Origin of the sequence: Mesorhizobium sp. ESP-6-4 (assembly GCF_020164735.1) — a bacterium.
Lineage (GTDB): Bacteria > Pseudomonadota > Alphaproteobacteria > Rhizobiales > Rhizobiaceae > Mesorhizobium.
Window position 1 is genome coordinate 44,287 of the sequence record NZ_JAIUGS010000002.1, and the last position, 17,096, is coordinate 61,382.

The 17,096-nt window shown below is 64.1% G+C and carries 11 protein-coding genes and 1 tRNA gene; 8 read left to right on the forward strand and 4 right to left on the reverse strand.

The window, feature by feature from the left end; translation table 11 throughout:
* The first annotated feature begins 225 nt into the window (after positions 1-225).
* From LB523_RS03945 to LB523_RS03960, 4 genes are all read left to right on the forward strand, one after another.
* A complete protein-coding gene (locus LB523_RS03945; protein ID WP_224601026.1) occupies positions 226-1,323 on the forward strand; it encodes a polyamine ABC transporter substrate-binding protein in 1,098 nt (365 codons plus the stop codon).
* A gap of 82 nt (positions 1,324-1,405) precedes the next feature.
* Positions 1,406-2,545, forward strand: coding sequence for an ABC transporter ATP-binding protein (locus LB523_RS03950; RefSeq protein WP_224601027.1), 1,140 nt, complete (start codon positions 1,406-1,408; stop codon positions 2,543-2,545).
* A gap of 9 nt (positions 2,546-2,554) precedes the next feature.
* The gene (locus LB523_RS03955; protein WP_224601028.1) at positions 2,555-3,517 is read left to right on the forward strand and encodes an ABC transporter permease subunit; all 963 of its coding nucleotides are present in this window, start codon (positions 2,555-2,557) and stop codon (positions 3,515-3,517) included.
* Positions 3,514-4,332 carry an ABC transporter permease gene (locus tag LB523_RS03960; protein ID WP_224601029.1) on the forward strand — a complete coding sequence of 273 codons (819 nt, stop codon included), beginning with the start codon at positions 3,514-3,516 and terminating at the stop codon, positions 4,330-4,332. Before LB523_RS03955 ends, LB523_RS03960 begins: the two co-directional genes overlap by 4 nt.
* A 38-nt stretch (positions 4,333-4,370) precedes the next feature.
* Here LB523_RS03960 and LB523_RS03965 read toward each other — a convergent pair whose 3' ends face one another.
* Positions 4,371-6,251 (reverse strand): AsmA-like C-terminal region-containing protein, encoded by a 1,881-nt coding sequence (locus LB523_RS03965; protein WP_224601030.1) that lies wholly within the window; start codon positions 6,249-6,251, stop codon positions 4,371-4,373.
* Between the two features lie 264 nt (positions 6,252-6,515).
* On the opposite strand from LB523_RS03965, the gene LB523_RS03970 reads away from it, so the two are divergent.
* The gene (locus LB523_RS03970) at positions 6,516-8,474 is read left to right on the forward strand and encodes an acetoacetate--CoA ligase (RefSeq protein ID WP_224601031.1); all 1,959 of its coding nucleotides are present in this window, start codon (positions 6,516-6,518) and stop codon (positions 8,472-8,474) included.
* 248 nt (positions 8,475-8,722) lie between these two features.
* Here LB523_RS03970 and LB523_RS03975 read toward each other — a convergent pair whose 3' ends face one another.
* Positions 8,723-12,742, reverse strand: a complete 4,020-nt coding sequence (locus LB523_RS03975) for a PAS domain S-box protein (protein ID WP_224601032.1) — start codon at positions 12,740-12,742, stop codon at positions 8,723-8,725.
* 263 nt (positions 12,743-13,005) lie between these two features.
* Here LB523_RS03975 and LB523_RS03980 point away from each other — a divergent pair, with 263 nt between their 5' ends.
* From LB523_RS03980 to LB523_RS03990, 3 genes are all read left to right on the forward strand, one after another.
* Positions 13,006-13,470 carry a phasin gene (locus LB523_RS03980; protein WP_224601033.1) on the forward strand — a complete coding sequence of 155 codons (465 nt, stop codon included), beginning with the start codon at positions 13,006-13,008 and terminating at the stop codon, positions 13,468-13,470.
* A 342-nt stretch (positions 13,471-13,812) separates the two neighbouring features.
* Positions 13,813-13,889, forward strand: a tRNA-His gene (locus tag LB523_RS03985).
* Between the two features lie 218 nt (positions 13,890-14,107).
* Entirely contained in the window at positions 14,108-14,359 is a 252-nt protein-coding gene (locus tag LB523_RS03990) for a DUF768 domain-containing protein (protein WP_095769952.1), read from the forward strand.
* 34 nt (positions 14,360-14,393) lie between these two features.
* Here LB523_RS03990 and LB523_RS03995 read toward each other — a convergent pair whose 3' ends face one another.
* Both LB523_RS03995 and xseA read right to left on the reverse strand, forming a co-directional pair.
* Positions 14,394-15,512 (reverse strand): P1 family peptidase, encoded by a 1,119-nt coding sequence (locus LB523_RS03995; protein ID WP_224601034.1) that lies wholly within the window; start codon positions 15,510-15,512, stop codon positions 14,394-14,396.
* A 7-nt stretch (positions 15,513-15,519) separates the two neighbouring features.
* The gene (gene xseA, locus LB523_RS04000) at positions 15,520-17,085 is read right to left on the reverse strand and encodes an exodeoxyribonuclease VII large subunit (protein ID WP_224601035.1); all 1,566 of its coding nucleotides are present in this window, start codon (positions 17,083-17,085) and stop codon (positions 15,520-15,522) included.
* Positions 17,086-17,096: the final 11 nt, after the last annotated feature.

Genomic DNA, 17,096 nt, shown 5'->3' on the forward strand with positions numbered 1-17,096 from the left:
CGGACTGCATCGTCATAGCTCTGCTTACGCCACGGTGAATGCCGTTGACGCCGCCCGGGTGCCTCGCCAGGGAGGGTGGGACGCCTCGAACCTCGATGCCTTGATCGACCTTGGCGTGGGCAGTTCACGCTTGTCGCTCTCCGGAATGCTCAATAGTCTGAAACCAACGCCGCGCCGCCATATCGCGACGAGCCGGCGAGGGAACACTCACCAAAGGAGAACATCATGATCCGCAAAGCGCTTTGGCTTTCGGCGACGTCGGCATTTCTGACGCTTTTCACAATAAGCGGCCACGCCGAAGACCGTGTCGTCAACGTCTACAATTGGTCGGACTATATCGATAGCTCGATCATCGACGACTTCACCAAGAAGACCGGCATCAAGGTCGTCTATGACACCTTCGATTCCAACGAGATCCTGGAGACGAAACTGCTTGCCGGCGGCAGTGGTTATGACGTCGTCGTGCCGAGCGCCAACTTCCTGGCGCGCCAAATCCAGGCAGGCGTGTTCCAGAAGCTCGATAAGTCGAAGCTGCCCAACATCTCCAACATGTGGGATGTCATTTCCGAGCGTACCGCCAAATACGATCCGGGCAACGAATATTCGGTCAACTACATGTGGGGCACGGTCGGCCTAGGCTACAACGTCAAGAAGGTGCAGGCCGCGCTCGGCACCGACAAGATCGACAGCTGGGACGTCTTCTTCAATCCCGACAAGCTGGCCAAGCTGAAGGATTGCGGCGTCTATGTGCTGGACTCTCCCACCGACGTCCTTCCAGCGGCGCTTAAATATCTCGGCCTCGATCCCAACAGCACCTCTCCCGATGACATCTCCAAGGCCGAGGAGGCGTTGCTGAAGGTGCGGCCCTATGTCCGCAAGTTCCATTCGTCCGAATACATCAACGCCTTGGCCAATGGCGACATCTGCCTGGCGATCGGCTGGTCGGGCGACGTCTTCCAGGCGCGCAACCGCGCCGTGGAAGCCAAGCAGGGCGTCGAGATCGGCTATTCGGTGCCCAAGGAAGGCGCCGAGATGTGGTTCGACCAGATGGCGATCCCCGCGGACGCGCCGCATGTCGCCGACGCGCTCGAATTCATCAACTACATGATGACGCCCGAAGTCATCGCCAAATCGTCGAATTACGTGCTCTACGCCAACGGCAACAAAGCCTCGCAGCAATTCGTCGATAAGGCGATCCTGGAAGATCCTTCGGTCTATCCGGACGAAGAGACGATGAAAAAGCTGTATACCATTGCGCCATACGATCCCAAGACACAGCGCATCATCACGCGCACCTGGACCAAGATAGTCACCGGCCAGTGAGCATTGCGACACGGCCCCGGCAGCCAACTGCCGGGGTCGCTTTCTTTTGGGGATTTTCTAAGAAAGTAACGGAGTGGGGATCATGAAATCGCTTGGCAGCATCCGTAGGGATTTCGCACCATGGAACGACCCGAACGCCAAGCCTTATATCCAGTTTGACAAGGTGACCAAGAAGTTCGGCGATTTCACCGCCGTCAACAACCTGTCGCTGACCATCTTCGAGCGCGAGTTCTTCGCCCTGCTCGGCGCGTCCGGCTGCGGAAAGTCGACCCTGCTCAGGATGCTCGCCGGCTTCGAGGAGCCGTCGGCGGGCCGCATCCTGCTCGACGGACAGGATTTGCGCGGCATCCCGCCCTACAAGCGGCCGGTCAACATGATGTTCCAATCCTACGCGCTGTTCCCGCATATGACGGTGGAGAAGAACATCGCCTTCGGCCTCAAGCAGGAAGGCATGCCTGGACCCGACATCGAAAAGCGCGTGGCCGAGATGCTGAAGCTCGTCAAGCTCGAGCAGTTCGCCAAGCGCAAGCCGCACCAGCTCTCGGGCGGCCAGCGCCAGCGCGTGGCGCTTGCCCGCTCGGTCGCCAAGCGCCCCAAGGTTCTGCTCCTCGACGAGCCGCTCGGCGCTTTGGACAAGAAGCTGCGCGAGGAAACGCAGTTCGAGCTGATGGACCTGCAGCAGGAGCTCGGCCTCACCTTCGTCGTCGTCACCCACGACCAGGAGGAGGCCATGACCATGGCCGACCGCATCGCCATCATGGACAAGGGCGAGGTGATGCAGGTCGCGACGCCTGCCGAGATCTACGAGGCGCCGGCCTCGCGCTTCGTTGCGCATTTCGTCGGCAATGTGAACATGTTCGAAGGCAAGGTTGCCGAACATACGAAAAGCACCACGCGCATTACCGGCGCGACAGGAGCGCAGATCGTCGTCGACAATGGCAGCAACGCCGCTGCCGGCTCCGACATCGTCTTTGCGATCCGGCCGGAGAAGATCAAGGTCTCCTCGAAAAAGCCGGCCGATGCCGTCAACGCGCTCAAAGGCGAGGTCTACGACGTCGCCTATCTCGGCGACATGACCGTCTATCATATCAGGCTTGACGACGGCCAGATGGTGCGGGCAAGCGCGTTGAACGCTTCGCGTATCACCGAGGATCCGCTCACCTGGAACGATCGCGCCTGGGTCTCCTTCCGGCCCGATGCCGGCGTCGTGTTGACCAGGTAGGAGGCTGAGATGACGGATATCGCAGCGACCGCCGCCCGATCAACCGAAACCGCAACACTGCCGGCGAGGCTGACAACAGGCTTCGTCAACCGCCTGGTCATCATTGTCCCCTATCTCTGGCTGCTGTTCTTCTTCCTTGTTCCCTTCGTCATCGTGTTCAAGATCTCGCTGTCGCAAACGGCGATTTCAATGCCTCCCTATACTCCGGTGCTCGGCTTCAAGGACGGCGTTTCGGGATTTTTCGCCGCCGTCCGCGAGCTCAACTTCGATAACTACACCTGGCTCACCCAGGACGCGCTCTATTTCAAAGCCTATGTGACGAGCCTGGTCATCGCGGGGATCTCGACGATACTTACCCTGATCGTCGGCTACCCGATCGCTTATGGCATGTCGCGAGCGCCGGCCACGATCCGCCCGACCTTGCTGATGCTGGTGATCCTGCCCTTCTGGACCTCATTCCTGATCCGCGTCTATGCCTGGATCGGCATCCTGAAACCCGAGGGCCTGCTCAATCAGGTTCTGCTCGCCACCGGCCTGATCAGCCAGCCGCTGGTGATCCTCAACACCTACACCGCTATCTTCATCGGCATCGTCTATTCCTACCTGCCCTTCATGGTGCTGCCGCTCTATTCCTCGCTGGAGAAGATGGACTATTCGCTGATCGAGGCGGCGCAGGACCTCGGCTGTCCGCCGACCGGCGCCTTCTGGAAGATCACCTTCCCGCTGTCGCTGCCAGGCGTTGTCGCCGGCTGCCTGCTGGTGTTCATCCCGGCCGTCGGCGAGTTCGTCATCCCCGACCTTCTCGGCGGCTCGCAGACGCTGATGATCGGCAAGACGCTCTGGAACGAGTTCTTCTCCAACCGTGATTGGCCGGTCTCGTCGGCGGTGGCCGTCATCCTGCTCCTGGTGCTGACCATTCCGATCATGTTCTTCCAGCAGGCTCAGGCCAAGGCACAGGAGCAGGGCAGATGAACTCCACCTGGAGCCGCTTCAACATCGCCTCGATCGTGCTGGGCTTTGCCTTCCTCTATCTGCCGATCGTGCTTCTGATCGTCTTTTCCTTCAATGAATCCAAGCTCGTCACCGTCTGGGGCGGCTTTTCGACCAAATGGTACGTGTCGCTGTTCCACAATCAGGGCCTGATGGACGCCACCTGGGTGACCGCGCGCGTCGGCGTCATCTCCGCAACCGTCGCCACCGTGCTCGGCACGCTCGCCGCCATCACGCTGACGCGCTACACGCGCTTCAAGGGACGCGTGCTCTTCTCGGGCATGGTCTTCGCGCCGCTGGTCATGCCGGAAGTCATAACGGGCCTCTCGCTGCTCTTGCTCTTCGTCGCCATCGGGCTCGACCGCGGTTTCGTCACGGTGACGCTCGCCCACATCACCTTCACCATGTGCTTCGTCGCCGTCGTCGTGCAGTCGCGGCTGGTCACGTTCGACCGTTCGCTGGAGGAGGCAGCGATGGATCTCGGCGCGCCGCCGGTGAAGACCTTCTTCCAGATCACCTTGCCGGTCATCCTGCCGGCGATCATCTCGGGCTGGATGCTGGCGTTCACGCTCTCGCTGGACGATCTGGTCATCGCGAGCTTCACCTCGGGTCCCGGCGCCACCACGCTGCCGATGAAGATCTACAGCCAGGTGCGCCTCGGCGTGACGCCCGAAATCAACGCCGCCTGCACCATCCTGATCGCGGTGGTGGCGGTCGGCGTCATCATCGCCTCGATCGCCAACAAGCGGCGCGAAATCCAGCGCCAGCTCGACGAGCAGGCCGCGCAACGCGGTTGAGCGTGACGAGAAGCGGGGACGCCTTGCGTCCCTCGCATTTACTGGCCTGAAACGCCGGGAGCGATCGGCGATATGAACGGCGCGCTCCAGTTGCCGCCGACGAAGAACAGCGGCTGGCTCGGCGGCGCGGGAGCCGGGCTGGCCGCCTGACTGTTGGCCTGCTGGGGCTGCTGCGCCGGCTGTCCGTTGGGCACCACTCCGCCCGAGAGCGCCAGCCCGCGGCCGACATAGGAGGCGATGCCGGACAGCCAGATCTTGTATTTCTGCGAATTGATCTCGGCCTTGTCCAGGCGCGCCACGCCCTTCGAAATGCTTGCCTTGATCTCGGCGCCGTCGATCGGCAGCGATCCATTGGCGACGTCGTCGAGCGCGAAGAAACCGCCTTGCTGGTTGCGCTTGAGGAAGGCCGGCAGGTCGAGCCCGTTGATAGTGCCCGGACCGAACGTCGCCGAGAACGATCCGTCGGCATTCTCGAAGATGGAATTCCAGGCCTTGCCCGGTCCCTTGAGGATGACGGATACGGTCCCGGTGCTGGCCGGCACCAGCCGCGTCATTCCCGCCGCCGTGGCAAAGGCTCCCGTATCCACATCCGATGCCAGGAGCCGCATCTCGACCTGCGTGCCTTCCGGCTTGCGGTCGAAGCGCAGGCTGCTCTGGATATTGCCGTTGAAGGCAGACGCGTCGGATATGTCGAAGACGGCAAGACCGTTCTTGACCTGCGCGGTCGCCGCGACGTCGGCGAGTTGGACCGGTCCCGCCATGGCATGGGCCGCCGACAGCCTGAGGTCGAGATTGATGCGGTCGGCGAAACTGGTGTCGATATCGCCGGGGCCGGACTCGCCGGTCGGCGCGATAGGCGTGAAAGCCGACAGGAAAGATCTGAGATCAAGCGTGTCGAAGGCGAGCGTGCCGGCAATCACCGGGCTCCCCTCGGCGACGGAGAAATCCAGCGCGCCCATGCCCGGGTTGTTGTTGAACGTGACCGTGGTGTTCTCGAATTTCGCGCGCCCTGCCGAGGCGTTCACCTTGCTGCTGACCGAGACGGCGCCGATTGCGGCACCCGGCGCGATCCCTGCCTGCGACCACTCCAGCACGCGCCGCAGCGACGGGGCGGCGAACTTCGCCTGGCCGTCCAGATAGGCGTTGTCGGACATCGAGGCCGTTCCGTCGAAGGAGAATGTCGCGGGCGCGGCCTTGAAGGAGAGGGTGACGGGCGCCGCCCCTCCGCCAAACAGCACCAGCGGTTTCGCCGAGGAGAATTCGAGCTGCATGCTTTCGCCGCGCCAGATTCCGCTCGCGGTCAGCGACGCCTCGCTGTTCATCGCTTCCCAGTTCACCTGGCCACTCAGGCTGCTCAGGATTTCGATGTCCTTGCCGTCAACCGAAGTCACCACGCGGCCATCGCGGAATTCTACGGTGCCGAACGGATCGGATGGCAATTTGCCGAGATCCGGCTTCTGCGGGTTGGCGGTGACTACGCCGCGCGCGGTGTCGATCGAGCGCGTGATGCGCCCGCCGGTCGGAAGCGGCGGCAGATAGAAGCCGCCAGCGGTGCGCTGCACCCTGATCGTCGGGCGCACCAGCCTGGCGGTCGAGAAGGCGACGTTGCCCTGCAAGGCCGCCATGGCGGAGAGATCGACTTCCACGCGATCGGCCTCGACCACCGGCGGCGCTTCGGTCTCGGTCCATTGCGACAGCGTCACGTCGCTGAGGATGGCCCGGAATTTCGGCCACACCTCGATACGCGGCGAGCCGTCGATCGTGACTCTGAAGCCGCTCCAGGCACTCAATTCCCAGGCGATGCGGTCGCGCACGATGCGGGTCGAGGCAATCAGCGGCAGCGCCGCGACCGCGAGCGCGATGACGAGCACGGCAACGCCGATCGCCCACACCCCGCGCCGGATCAGAGATGATCGCATTTCGCCCCGTATGCTTTCATTGCCAACAAAATCGCCCGACGGGTGTAACCGAGCGCCGACGCTTTTCAAGTCTTTATGGCCTTGCGATGGCATTTGCACAGCGGCCGCCATGGGTCGCCCGAACAAAATCTTGCTCTGCTGCGCCGCAATATGCATAAGCGGTCTGCACGATCCCGATCCGCAATCGCACGCCGTTTCTGGGACGATGGCATATGCGACGTTGGGCTTAACTGGCTCGAACGCGACGCTTTGGGAGGAGCGATCATGGCCGCCGACACACCTTTGTGGACCCCGACGCAGGAGCGGATCGACGCAGCGCCGATGACCGCGTTCATGAAGGCCGCGGAGGCAAAGACAGCGCGTTCTTTCTCCGGCTATGCCGAACTGCATCGCTGGTCGGTCGACGACCGCGAAGCCTTCTGGGACCTGGTCTGGGATTTCTGCGCGCTTGTCGGCGACAAGGGCGAACGGCGCCTCGTCGACGGCGAGCGGATGCCCGGCGCAGCTTTCTTTCCCGACGCCAGGCTCAATTTCGCCGAGAACCTTTTGCAGAAAACCGGCGCCGGCGAGGCGATCGTCTTTCGCGGCGAGGACAAGGTCGAGCGGCGGCTCTCCTGGAACGAGCTCCACGCGCTGACCTCGCGCCTGCAGCAGCTCTTCCTGTCGCTCGGCGTCAAGGCCGGCGACCGCGTCGCCGCCATGATGCCGAATATGCCCGAAACCATCGCCGCGATGCTGGCGGCAAGCTCGATCGGCGCGGTCTGGTCGTCATGCTCTCCCGATTTCGGCGAGCAGGGCGTGCTCGACCGCTTCGGCCAGATCGAGCCGATCGTCTTCATCGCGCCGGACGGCTATTGGTACAACGGCAAGGCGATCGAGGTGGCCGACAAGATCCGCGCTGTCGCGGACAAGCTGGCAAGCCTGAGCAAGGTGCTGATCGTCGACTATCTCGGCACCTCGAGCGATGTCGCCGCCACCATCGACAAGGCAGCCGCGCTCGAAGACGCGCTCTCGCCTTTTGCCGCAAAGCCCGTCGGCTTCGAGCGGCTGCCCTTCGCGCATCCGCTCTACATCCTGTTTTCCTCGGGCACGACCGGCATTCCGAAATGCATCGTGCATTCGGCCGGCGGCACGCTGATCCAGCACGTCAAGGAGCACCGGCTGCATGCCGGCCTGCTCGACGCCGATCGCCTGTTCTATTTCACCACCTGCGGCTGGATGATGTGGAACTGGCTGGTCTCGGGCCTCGCCTCCGGCGCGACGCTGCTGCTTTATGACGGCTCGCCTTTCTACCCCGACGGCAACGCGCTATTCGATTTCGCCGATGCCGAGAAGATGACCTATTTCGGCACCTCGGCCAAATTCATCGATTCGGTTCGCAAGGCCGGTCTGAAGCCGATCGCGAGCCACGATCTGTCGCGCGTGCGCACCATCTCCTCGACCGGCTCGCCGCTGTCGCCGGAGGATTTCCGCTTCGTCTATGACGGCATCAAGAAGGACGTGCACCTGGCCTCGATCTCGGGCGGCACCGACATCGTTTCCTGCTTCGTGCTCGGCGTGCCGACCGAGCCGGTCTGGACCGGCGAGATCCAAGGCCCCGGCCTTGGCCTGGCGGTCGACGTCTGGAACGATGACGGCAAGCCTGTGAGGCAGGAGAAGGGCGAGCTGGTCTGCACCAAGGCCTTCCCGTCGATGCCGATCGGCTTCTGGAACGACCCCGAGCGCAAGAAATATCACGCCGCCTATTTCGAGCGTTTCGACAATGTCTGGTGCCATGGCGACTTCGCCGAATGGACGGAACATGGCGGCATGATCATCCACGGCCGCTCCGATGCCACGCTCAATCCGGGCGGCGTGAGGATCGGCACGGCCGAGATCTACAACCAGGTCGAGCAGATGCCGGAAATCCTCGAGGCGCTCTGCATCGGCCAGGATTTCGACAATGATGTCCGTGTCGTGCTGTTCGTGCGGCTCGCCCCCGGCGTGACCCTGGACGAGGATCTGGAAAAGCGCATTCGCGCCAGGATCCGCACCGGCGCCAGCCCGCGCCACGTGCCGGCCAGGATCGTCGCCGTCGCCGACATCCCGCGCACCAAGTCCGGCAAGATCACCGAGCTCGCCGTGCGCGACGTGGTCCACGGCCGCGCCGTGAAGAACAAGGAAGCGCTCGCCAATCCCGAGGCGCTGGAGCTGTTCCGCGACCTGCCGCAGCTGGCAAGCTGACCGATGTGGTTAACGAAATCTGTCCGGCGAATTTACCTAGATTTCACGGGTGGTACACATTCGTAAATTTTTTCGCGGCCCGGTAAGGACTTGTTAAGAGACGACGCTGATAGTCGCGTGTAACTTGAGGGAGAAATCCCGTTCCTCGTCCCCTGAGGTTCTGCTCAAGCCCCCGTTGTGACAGCATCCCATTTCTCAAGGCGTCCTCTTGGACGCCTTTTTCTTTGGCCGTCGCTGTCGCGTGCATTTTATTCGGCGAGCACGCGCGTGGAGGGGAAGCCGACCTCGACCAGGGTTCCTTCACCTGGCGTCGAGGTGATGGCGAAACGGGCGCGGTTCGCCTCCACCATGGCCTTGGTGAGGGGCAGGCCGAGGCCGGTGCCGTCGCCGCGTCCGCGCTTCAGCGCATTGATCTGCTTGAACGGTTTCAGCGCCTGCTCGATCTCGGCCTGGGTCATGCCGATGCCGGTGTCGCGCACGCGCATGACGACGTCGCCCGAGGCTTCGTAGGCGGTCGAGACGATCACCTGGCCGCCGGCCTGGGTGTAGCGAATGGCGTTGGACAGGATGTTGAGGGCGATCTGGCGTACGCTTCTCAGATCCGCCACCACTTCCGGCAGCCGCGAGGCGAAGCTGGAGCGGATGATGACCCGTTCGCGATTGGCCTGCGGCTGCATCATCGCCACCGTCTCGGACAGCGTGTCGTTGAGCGACACCGCCTCGTAATCCATTTCCTGCTGGCCTGCCTCGATCTTGGAGATGTCGAGCAGGTCGTTGACGAGGTCGAGCACATGGTTGCCCGAGCGGTTGATGTCGCGCAGGTAGTCGCGATAGCGGTCGTTGGTGATCGGACCGAATTTCTCGTCTACCATCAGTTCGGAAAAGCCGATGATGGCATTGAGCGGAGTGCGGATCTCGTGGCTGATGCGGGCCAGGAAATCGGTCTTCTGCGAGGAGGCGCGCTCGGCCACTGCGCGTGCCTGCGTCAGGTCTTCCTCGGCCCGCTTCCATTGCGTGATGTCGCGCACGACGGCGCAGAAGCCGCTGTCGTTGGGCAGCCTGCCGATGGTCATGAACAGCGGGATGAAACGCCCCTGCGCCTCGCGGCCGATGACCTCGCGGCCGTCATTGAGCACGCTCGCGACACCCGGCTCCGAAAGCCCGGCCAGATAGTCGCGCGCCGCGCGCTGGCTTTCTATGGCAAACAGCGAGGCAAAGGGCTTGCCCGCGACCTCGTCGCTGTCGAAACCGAACAGCGCTTCCGCCGGCCGGCTGATCGAGCGGATGTTGCCGTCGCGGCCGATCAGCACGACGCCGTCCGTAGCGGTATCGATGATGGTGCGCATCTCCGCAATGCGCGATTTCAGTTCCGGCACGTCCGGCTGCAGCGCCGGCTCGTCATTCGCGGCGGTGAAGTGCGCCGCATCGTCCTCGCCGGAACGCCGCACCACCAGCATCAGCGCCTTGCCGCCGCGCCACGGCACCGAGCGTAGCAGCGCGTCGATCGGGAATTCCAGGCCCTGGCGGGTCCTGAGCTTCAGCGAGTGGTCGCTTTCCTCCGCCGCGGTGTCCTCGGCGTAAGGGTCGGCGAAGAGCGCGCCCAGGCCGCCTGCATCCGCGAGGTCGTCCAGCGCATCATAGCCGGTGAGTTCGAGGAAGGCGTCATTGGCATAATGCAGCATGTCGCCCGAATGAATGAGCAGCGGCACAGGCAGCCGTGCGAGGATGGATGTGTCGGGTGCCTTGGCTTCCTCTCCGGTCGAAAACGCGGACGGCATAAAACCGGAAAGTTTAAGCGGCGGCACGTCGAGGCGTCGCCGCGTCGCGGCTGTCGCGTCCAGTTCTTCCGGCTGTTCTTCCGCGGCCTTGGCGGCATCTGTATCGGAGCCTGCCCAGTCCTCATTGTCCTGCGCATCGCGGAAGTCGTCGGCGGTCATGCTGTCGTCGGCCGTCGCATCGGAGGCGGGCTGCCCGGCCGCGACCGGCTGCGCCGCAGGCTCTTCGACGGGCCGCTGCGGCTTCGCGGCAGCAGGTTCGGCGGCCTCCCGGGCGCCCTCTGCTTGCTCGTTCTGGGAAACCGGCGCGACGCCGGCGTCTTCCGTGGGTTTCTCGCCATCGGCAAAGTTGAGCAGCGAGCCGGAAACAGCCGAGGTCTCGGCCAGGCCGGCGTCGCCTACCTCGGCGGCGCCATCGATGCCGTCGAGCCGCGCCAGATCTTCCTGGTCTTCCGCCTCGGTCTCCGCTTCCGCGGCCTTCGCGTCGTCGGCTTCCGAGGGCGAGGACAAGGTCGCGCCCTGGGCGGAATCGTCGTGCTCCGCCGCATCGGGTGGAAGCGGCTGGCTTGCGTCGACCCTTGTTTCGCTGGCCGCTTCCTTCACCGTTGCCGCGTCCTCGCTGGCAACAGCGGCATCGGGCCGATTGTCGGCTTCGGGGGCGCGTTCCTCGGCAGGGGCGGAACTGTCCTTGCGCAGCCGCTCGCCGATCTCGCGGAAGGCGCTGCGCTCGAGGATCGACAGGCCCTTGTGATTTGCCGGCGTGTCGCTTCCCGGTTGCTTGTCGTTGGCCGGTTGGCGATGCTCGGCCAGCCTTATCACCTTGTCGGCAAAGCGTCGCTCCGGCTTCGGCACGATGGTCAGCGCCGGCACTTCGCCCCGGAAGGGGTCTTCGGGCCTTGGCTTTTCCAGAGGCGTCTGCTCTGCCGGCTGATCGCCCGACGCGTCGGCCCCGCCGGAGGTGGCCCCGGCAGGAGCGGCATTCGGCACCAGAGCCATGCCAAGCGCTTCCGGATCGACCACGGCGTCGGCGCTGCGCGCGACGCCAAAGCCGCGAAAACCCTCGAAGGCGCGGCTGCGGCCGTAGACGGGCAGGGCCGCCAGATCGACGGGGATCTTCAGACTCGTTCCGGCCACCGGCCACAGTACCGAGCGGCCGGACCAGGTATCGCGCCGGTCGAGCAGGCCGGCGATCTCGCCCGAGGCGTCGAGGCCGAAAGTGGCGGCGACATCCTTGAAGCGGCGGCCGATCACATCGGCGGCGGGCTGGCCGACGATGTCGGCGAATTCGGGCGACAGCGCGCTGAACCGACCTTCGGCGTCGGTGCGCCAGACGAAGCGCAATGGGGCCGCCGACCGGTCGATGTCGCGCGGCAGGCCCGGCTGGGCTGATTTGGTAGTTTCGCGTGCAGCGTTGCCCGCATCTTGGCCTTCGGCTGCGGCGGCACCTTCCGGCTCGTCCTTCGCCGGCGCTGCCGGTTGAGCATGCCCGGCGCCATCGTCGCCGGCATTGAAATACCAATGGTCGTGCTGGCCGGCGCCGGCGGCATCGGCCTGATGGTCTGTCCGGGTAGGCCGCTGGCCGGCCAAGGTCCGGCCCTCCGCGTCGGGCTGTGCGTCGCTGTCGGGAGCCTCTGGCGCCGGCTCGTCCTCTTTGCCAGCCGCCACGGTAGGCACTGGGTTGTCCTGGGCAGGCTGAGACTCGGGCTCGATTGCCGCGCTTTCACCTTGGGGCGGGGCGCTGACCGCCTCTGGCGCCGCAATTCCCTGATCGCCGGTCCGATCGCCTTGGCCGGCGGCCGCCCGATCGTCCTGGCCGCTATCGGAGCCGTCGAGCTGCGCCTCGTCGATCACCACCAGCAGATGCCGCGTATCGGTGAGCCGCGCAAAACCGGCCGGGTAGGCGGTGTCGGTGCCCGGCACGAGACGTTTGACGATACGGTCGCCGCTGCTTGCCACATCCGCAACCAGGGCAGCCAACGTCCGCGGCTCGATACCGAGCGCCGCAAAGCCGTCCGAGGATGCCTCGACCCCGCCTTGCGCGTCGACAAAGGCAATGAAATGTCCGGCCTCGGTAAAGCCGCCGATGGCGCGGCTGGCGATCTCGACGGCGCTGCGCGAAGTGGTCTGTGCCGCTGGCACCGCCAGCATGATTGCCGCCTCGCCGTCCGGCATCGTCACTGCGCTAGCCAGAAAGCCGACGGCGCGGCTTTCCATGCCGGTGGCCAGCCTCACCGTGACGGCGCGGTCGCTGCCGATGTCGGGAAAACCGCTGGTCGCCATGATCTGCCGGCGGGCGATCAGCGGCAGCCGCGCCGAGGCGCCGATGATGGCCTCGATATCCGGATAGCCGAAGGCCGACGCCCCCGGACCGTTCGCCCAGATCACCTGTTCGAGGTCGACCGACAAAATGGCCAAAGCATCGCCCGCGGCAAAGCGCTGGCGCACCGCGTCGAGCACGGCAACGTCGAGGAAGGAGTAGTTTTCAGGCGGCATGCGCTGGCCAACCCTCCGGAGCAGGCATTTTTCAGTTAACACTTTGTTAATAAAAGCCCGCGGCCCGGAGGTCCACAAGCCTAGGCTTGCATCGGTCGAAATCTCTGGGCTCTTGGTTAACGGCTCTTGTGGCTGACGCAGGGGAAAGATTTTATGGTGCGGTGCAGCAAAGATATTGCAACGCACAAAAAAATCCTTTATATTGCCATCATACATGAACGAGACGGCTTTCTGTCAAAGCCGCTGCCGCGAAAGGTTGGAAAATGTCCAAGACCACTGCCAAATCTGCCGAGACCATCGAAAACGTCGAATTCCCGAGCTTTGATGCTTCCAAGGCCACCGACCAGATCCGCGCCTTCGCCGAGAAGGGCGTCGAGCAGTCGAAGGAAGCCTATGCCAAGCTGAAGACCGGCGCCGAGGAGACCCAGAAGGTTCTGGAGTCGACCTACGAGACCGCCAAAACCGTTTCCAGCGACGTTTCGCTGAAGGCTATCGCCGCGCTGCGCGCCAATGCCGAGGCCAGCTTCTCGCACCTCGAAGCCCTGGTCGGCGCCAAGACACTTTCGGAAGTCGTCGAGCTGCAGACCTCCTTCTTGCGCAAGCGCGTCGAAATGGCCGTCGAACAGGCCAAGGAGTTCCAGACCGTTGCCACCAAGGCGGTCGAGGATGTCTCCAAGCCGGTCAAGAGCGCCTTCGAGAAGGCGATGAAGGACGTCAAGGCCGCCTGATTTCAGCGCACAACGCTGCGATGCATCAAAACGTCGCATTTCGTCAGACAAATAGTCGTGCGATAGGTTGAGCAACCAGATACCCGGAAATGGAACCTCCTCCCTCCGTTTCCGGGGTGACCAGCCAGCACCTCCTCCCGCTGGCTCGTAACAGGAAAAGGCCGGCACCTCCTCCCGCCGGCCTTTTCTTTTGCCTTGACGAAAGGCGAATGAGGAAACCAATCGTTTACCTTATCAAGGCCCTTGAATTAGAATCCGATAGCCCGTATTTGACGCATCGCCGAACGACAGAGCGGATCACGGAGAATGAAGCTTTCACCTCGATCCAGCTCAGGCAGGCAGGCCGTTGTAGCTCAGCTGGTTAGAGCGCCGGATTGTGGATCCGGAGGTCGCTGGTTCGATCCCAGCCAACGGTACCATCACTCTCGATGATCTGAACGTGCACCTTGAACCCTTCCATTCCTTCGGCTCCGCGGACCATGGGCAAGCTCTCTTGTCTCTAGGGCGAGATATATTGTCCCATGGACAAGGTGTCTTGCCGGTCGAGGCCGACTCGGCTCGAATGGAGCATGCATCCTTTGCAGGGATGCGGACGTTCATGACGACCAACCGGCTTTGCCGCTAGGGAAAAAGCAGTATGAGTGAACATGCGATCGAGTTCTTGCGCGGATGGATTGGCGAGAAAGTCCAATGCCAGCATTTGCCGATCAAGATCGACAAGCAGGCCGAGACCCTTGCCAAGGAATGCTGCGCCAAGGCCGCCGAGGCAGGCATTCTGCTGGAGGACATCCAGGAAGAGGTCGGCGACATCCAGGAATTGATCGCGTCGCGCCTCGAGGAAGCCGTTGAAGAGGGCAGCAGCGAAGTCAACCCGGACAAGCCGGAATAAACCCCGGCCCGCCACGGGCCGGCGGCGCCGTTTCTCAGCCGAATTTTTCCTCCAGCCATTCCTTCGGCAGCGCCGGCACGAAATTGCCGTCGCGCCCCGTCATATCCGCATTGGCAACCAATGCGTTGAGGATCGCTTCCTCCACGCCTTGCACGACCGCGTCGAAGAACGGGTCGATGTCGACGTCCGGGATGAATTCCGCGCGGGCGATGCGGCCTGAAGGCGCCAGCGCGGCCTCGGCATTGGCGGTCGAGAAGGCGAGAAAAATATCGCCAGAACTGTGATAGCCATAGCCCCCGGTCACGGCAATGCCGAGCGGCACGCGCCGGGCGAGCCGCTTCATCTGATGCGGCAGCAACGGCGCGTCGGTGGCGATGACGGCGATGATCGAGCCCTTTTCGGCGCGGGGCGTGCCCTCGCGGATGGCCGGCTGGGCCAATTCAGGGCCGACACGCTGGCCACGAATGGTGAAATTGCGCCGTTGGCCGAAATTCGACTGCACGAAGATACCAAGCGTATAGCGCCGATCCCGCCATCCGACGATGCGCGAAGCGGTGCCGGATCCGGCCTTGAAGCCGAAGCTTATCATGCCGGTTCCGCCACCGACGCTGCCTTCCTCGATGGCGCCGCCGCTGGCGCTGTCGAGTGCCGCGGTCACATGGTCGACGCTCACATGATGGCCGTTGATATCGTTGAGGAAGCCGTCATAGGTCTCTGCCGCCACTGGCAGGCCCCAGCCGCTGTCGAGCGCGGCCGGCAACACCTTGTGCATCCAGCGCAGCGTAGCGTCGCGGGTCACGCCGCAGGAATGCGTGTTGGTGATGGTGACCGGGAAATTGAAGGCGCCGGTTTCCTCGATGATATGCGTTCCGGTCAGCTCGCCATTGCCGTTCTGGCTGAACACGCCGGCGAACACCGGCGTCGCGAGTTCCCGAACCGGCCTGGGCAGGATCGCGGTCACGCCGGTGCGCACCGGACCGTTTCCGACCTGCAGCGGGCCGTCGCCTGAAATCAGCGTCGTGTAGCCCACCGACACGCCCGGCACGTCGGTGATGGCGTTGAAAGGGCCCGGCGTGCCGTCGAGCGCGATGCCGAACGAGCGCAGGCGCGGCTTGCCAGATGGCGTGCGAAGATGCGGGTCGTGGTCGCGCATGGAAACCTCAGAACAACGAACCCTGATTGCCCGGCTCCTTGGCCTTGGCGGGCGATTTCGCGGCCAGCTTCGGCCGCGCCCCGCCGGAGGTTGCGATGGCATCGGCAGTGCCGTCCGCGAATTCAAGCTGCAGCACCGCGCCCGGTGCCAGTTCCGCGACCCCTTTGACGACGGCGCCTTCGGCGTCCTTGACTAGCGCGAAGCCGCGCGCCAGCACGGCCTTGTGCGACAATGTTGAAAGCAGCCGGTCCGCCTGGGTAAGAGCCGCGCGCAGCCGGTCGAGGCGCCGCGCCGTCGCCTGATCTTGCCTGCGCGACAGCGCTGCCAGCGTGTCGGCCTGTTGCTTCTGGCGCCGCACGATCGGCGCCGGCGACAGCCTTGCCGCCGTGCGTTTGAATCGCGCGCGCCTTTCGCGCACGATGGCGAAGAACGCGGCTCGCGCCCGGGCAATATCGCGACTCGTCAGCGTGCGCGCTTCATTGAGGCGCCGCGACAGGGTTGCCGGCGTCAGCCTTTGCCGCTCCAGTGTCGCCCGCTTGCGCTCGATATTCACCGTCAGCCCTCGGCCGAGGCGGCTGGTCGCATCGTCGAAACGGCGGCGCGGCAGCGCCAGCAACTGGTCGGGCGAGGGGAGCGCGCGCGCCGCGGCGCGCACCGCCTGGCGCTTGCGTTCCAGATGCCGCGAGGCGCAGGCGTTGAGCCGCGCGGCAAGGCTGGCCAAGGTAGCCTCCAGATCCGCCCTGACCGGCACGGCGATCTCGGCCGCGCCCGTCGGCGTCGGCGCGCGCATGTCGGCAACAAAGTCGATCAGTGTCGTATCGGTCTCATGGCCGACGGCCGAGATCACCGGGATGGCGGACGCCGCCACCGCCCGCGCCAGCCCTTCGTCGTTGAAGCCCCAGAGGTCCTCGAGGCTGCCGCCGCCGCGTGCCACGATCAACAGATCGGGTTGGCGGATGGGTCCGTCCCATGTCAGCGCATTGAAGCCGTTGACGGCCGCGGTCACCTCCCTGGCCGTCGTGTCGCCCTGGACCCTCACCGGCCACACCAGCACATGAAGCGGAAACCGGTCCTTGATGCGGTGGATGATGTCGCGGATCACCGAGCCGGTCGGCGAGGTGACGACGCCGATGACTTTGGGCATGAAAGGCAGCCGACGCTTGCGGCCGGCATCGAACAGGCCTTCGGCCTGCAGCCGGCGCTTGCGCTCTTCGAGCAGCGCCATCAGCGCGCCGGCGCCCGCCGGCTCCAGATTGTCGATAACGATCTGGTAGTTGGATTTGCCGGGATAGGTGGTCAGCTTGCCGCTGGCGATCACCTCCATGCCTTCCTCGGGGCGGAACTTCAGCCGCGCCATGGTGGTCTTCCAGACCACCGCATCGATCCGCGCGCGGTCGTCCTTCAACGCGAAGTAAGCGTGGCCGGACGAATGCGGGCCGCGATAGCCGGAAATCTCGCCACGCACCCGCACATTGCCGAAGGCGTCCTCGACAGTGCGCTTCAGCGCGCCGGAAATCTCGCTCACCGTATATTCGGTGGCGTTGCTGCGTGATTCGGTTGCTGTTTCACTCATTGCGCGATTGG

What these genes read in the sequence shown, in the direction of transcription:
- LB523_RS03990 (WP_095769952.1), top strand. Translation starts at nt 14,108, where the DNA reads ATGAGTGAACATGCGATCGAGTTCTTGCGCGGATGGATTGGCGAGAAA.
- LB523_RS03980 (WP_224601033.1), top strand. Translation starts at nt 13,006, where the DNA reads ATGTCCAAGACCACTGCCAAATCTGCCGAGACCATCGAAAACGTCGAA.
- xseA (WP_224601035.1), bottom strand. Translation starts at nt 17,085, where the DNA reads ATGAGTGAAACAGCAACCGAATCACGCAGCAACGCCACCGAATATACG.
- LB523_RS03955 (WP_224601028.1), top strand. Translation starts at nt 2,555, where the DNA reads ATGACGGATATCGCAGCGACCGCCGCCCGATCAACCGAAACCGCAACA.
- LB523_RS03970 (WP_224601031.1), top strand. Translation starts at nt 6,516, where the DNA reads ATGGCCGCCGACACACCTTTGTGGACCCCGACGCAGGAGCGGATCGAC.
- LB523_RS03950 (WP_224601027.1), top strand. Translation starts at nt 1,406, where the DNA reads ATGAAATCGCTTGGCAGCATCCGTAGGGATTTCGCACCATGGAACGAC.
- LB523_RS03965 (WP_224601030.1), bottom strand. Translation starts at nt 6,251, where the DNA reads ATGCGATCATCTCTGATCCGGCGCGGGGTGTGGGCGATCGGCGTTGCC.
- LB523_RS03995 (WP_224601034.1), bottom strand. Translation starts at nt 15,512, where the DNA reads ATGCGCGACCACGACCCGCATCTTCGCACGCCATCTGGCAAGCCGCGC.
- LB523_RS03945 (WP_224601026.1), top strand. Translation starts at nt 226, where the DNA reads ATGATCCGCAAAGCGCTTTGGCTTTCGGCGACGTCGGCATTTCTGACG.
- LB523_RS03960 (WP_224601029.1), top strand. Translation starts at nt 3,514, where the DNA reads ATGAACTCCACCTGGAGCCGCTTCAACATCGCCTCGATCGTGCTGGGC.
- LB523_RS03975 (WP_224601032.1), bottom strand. Translation starts at nt 12,742, where the DNA reads ATGCCGCCTGAAAACTACTCCTTCCTCGACGTTGCCGTGCTCGACGCG.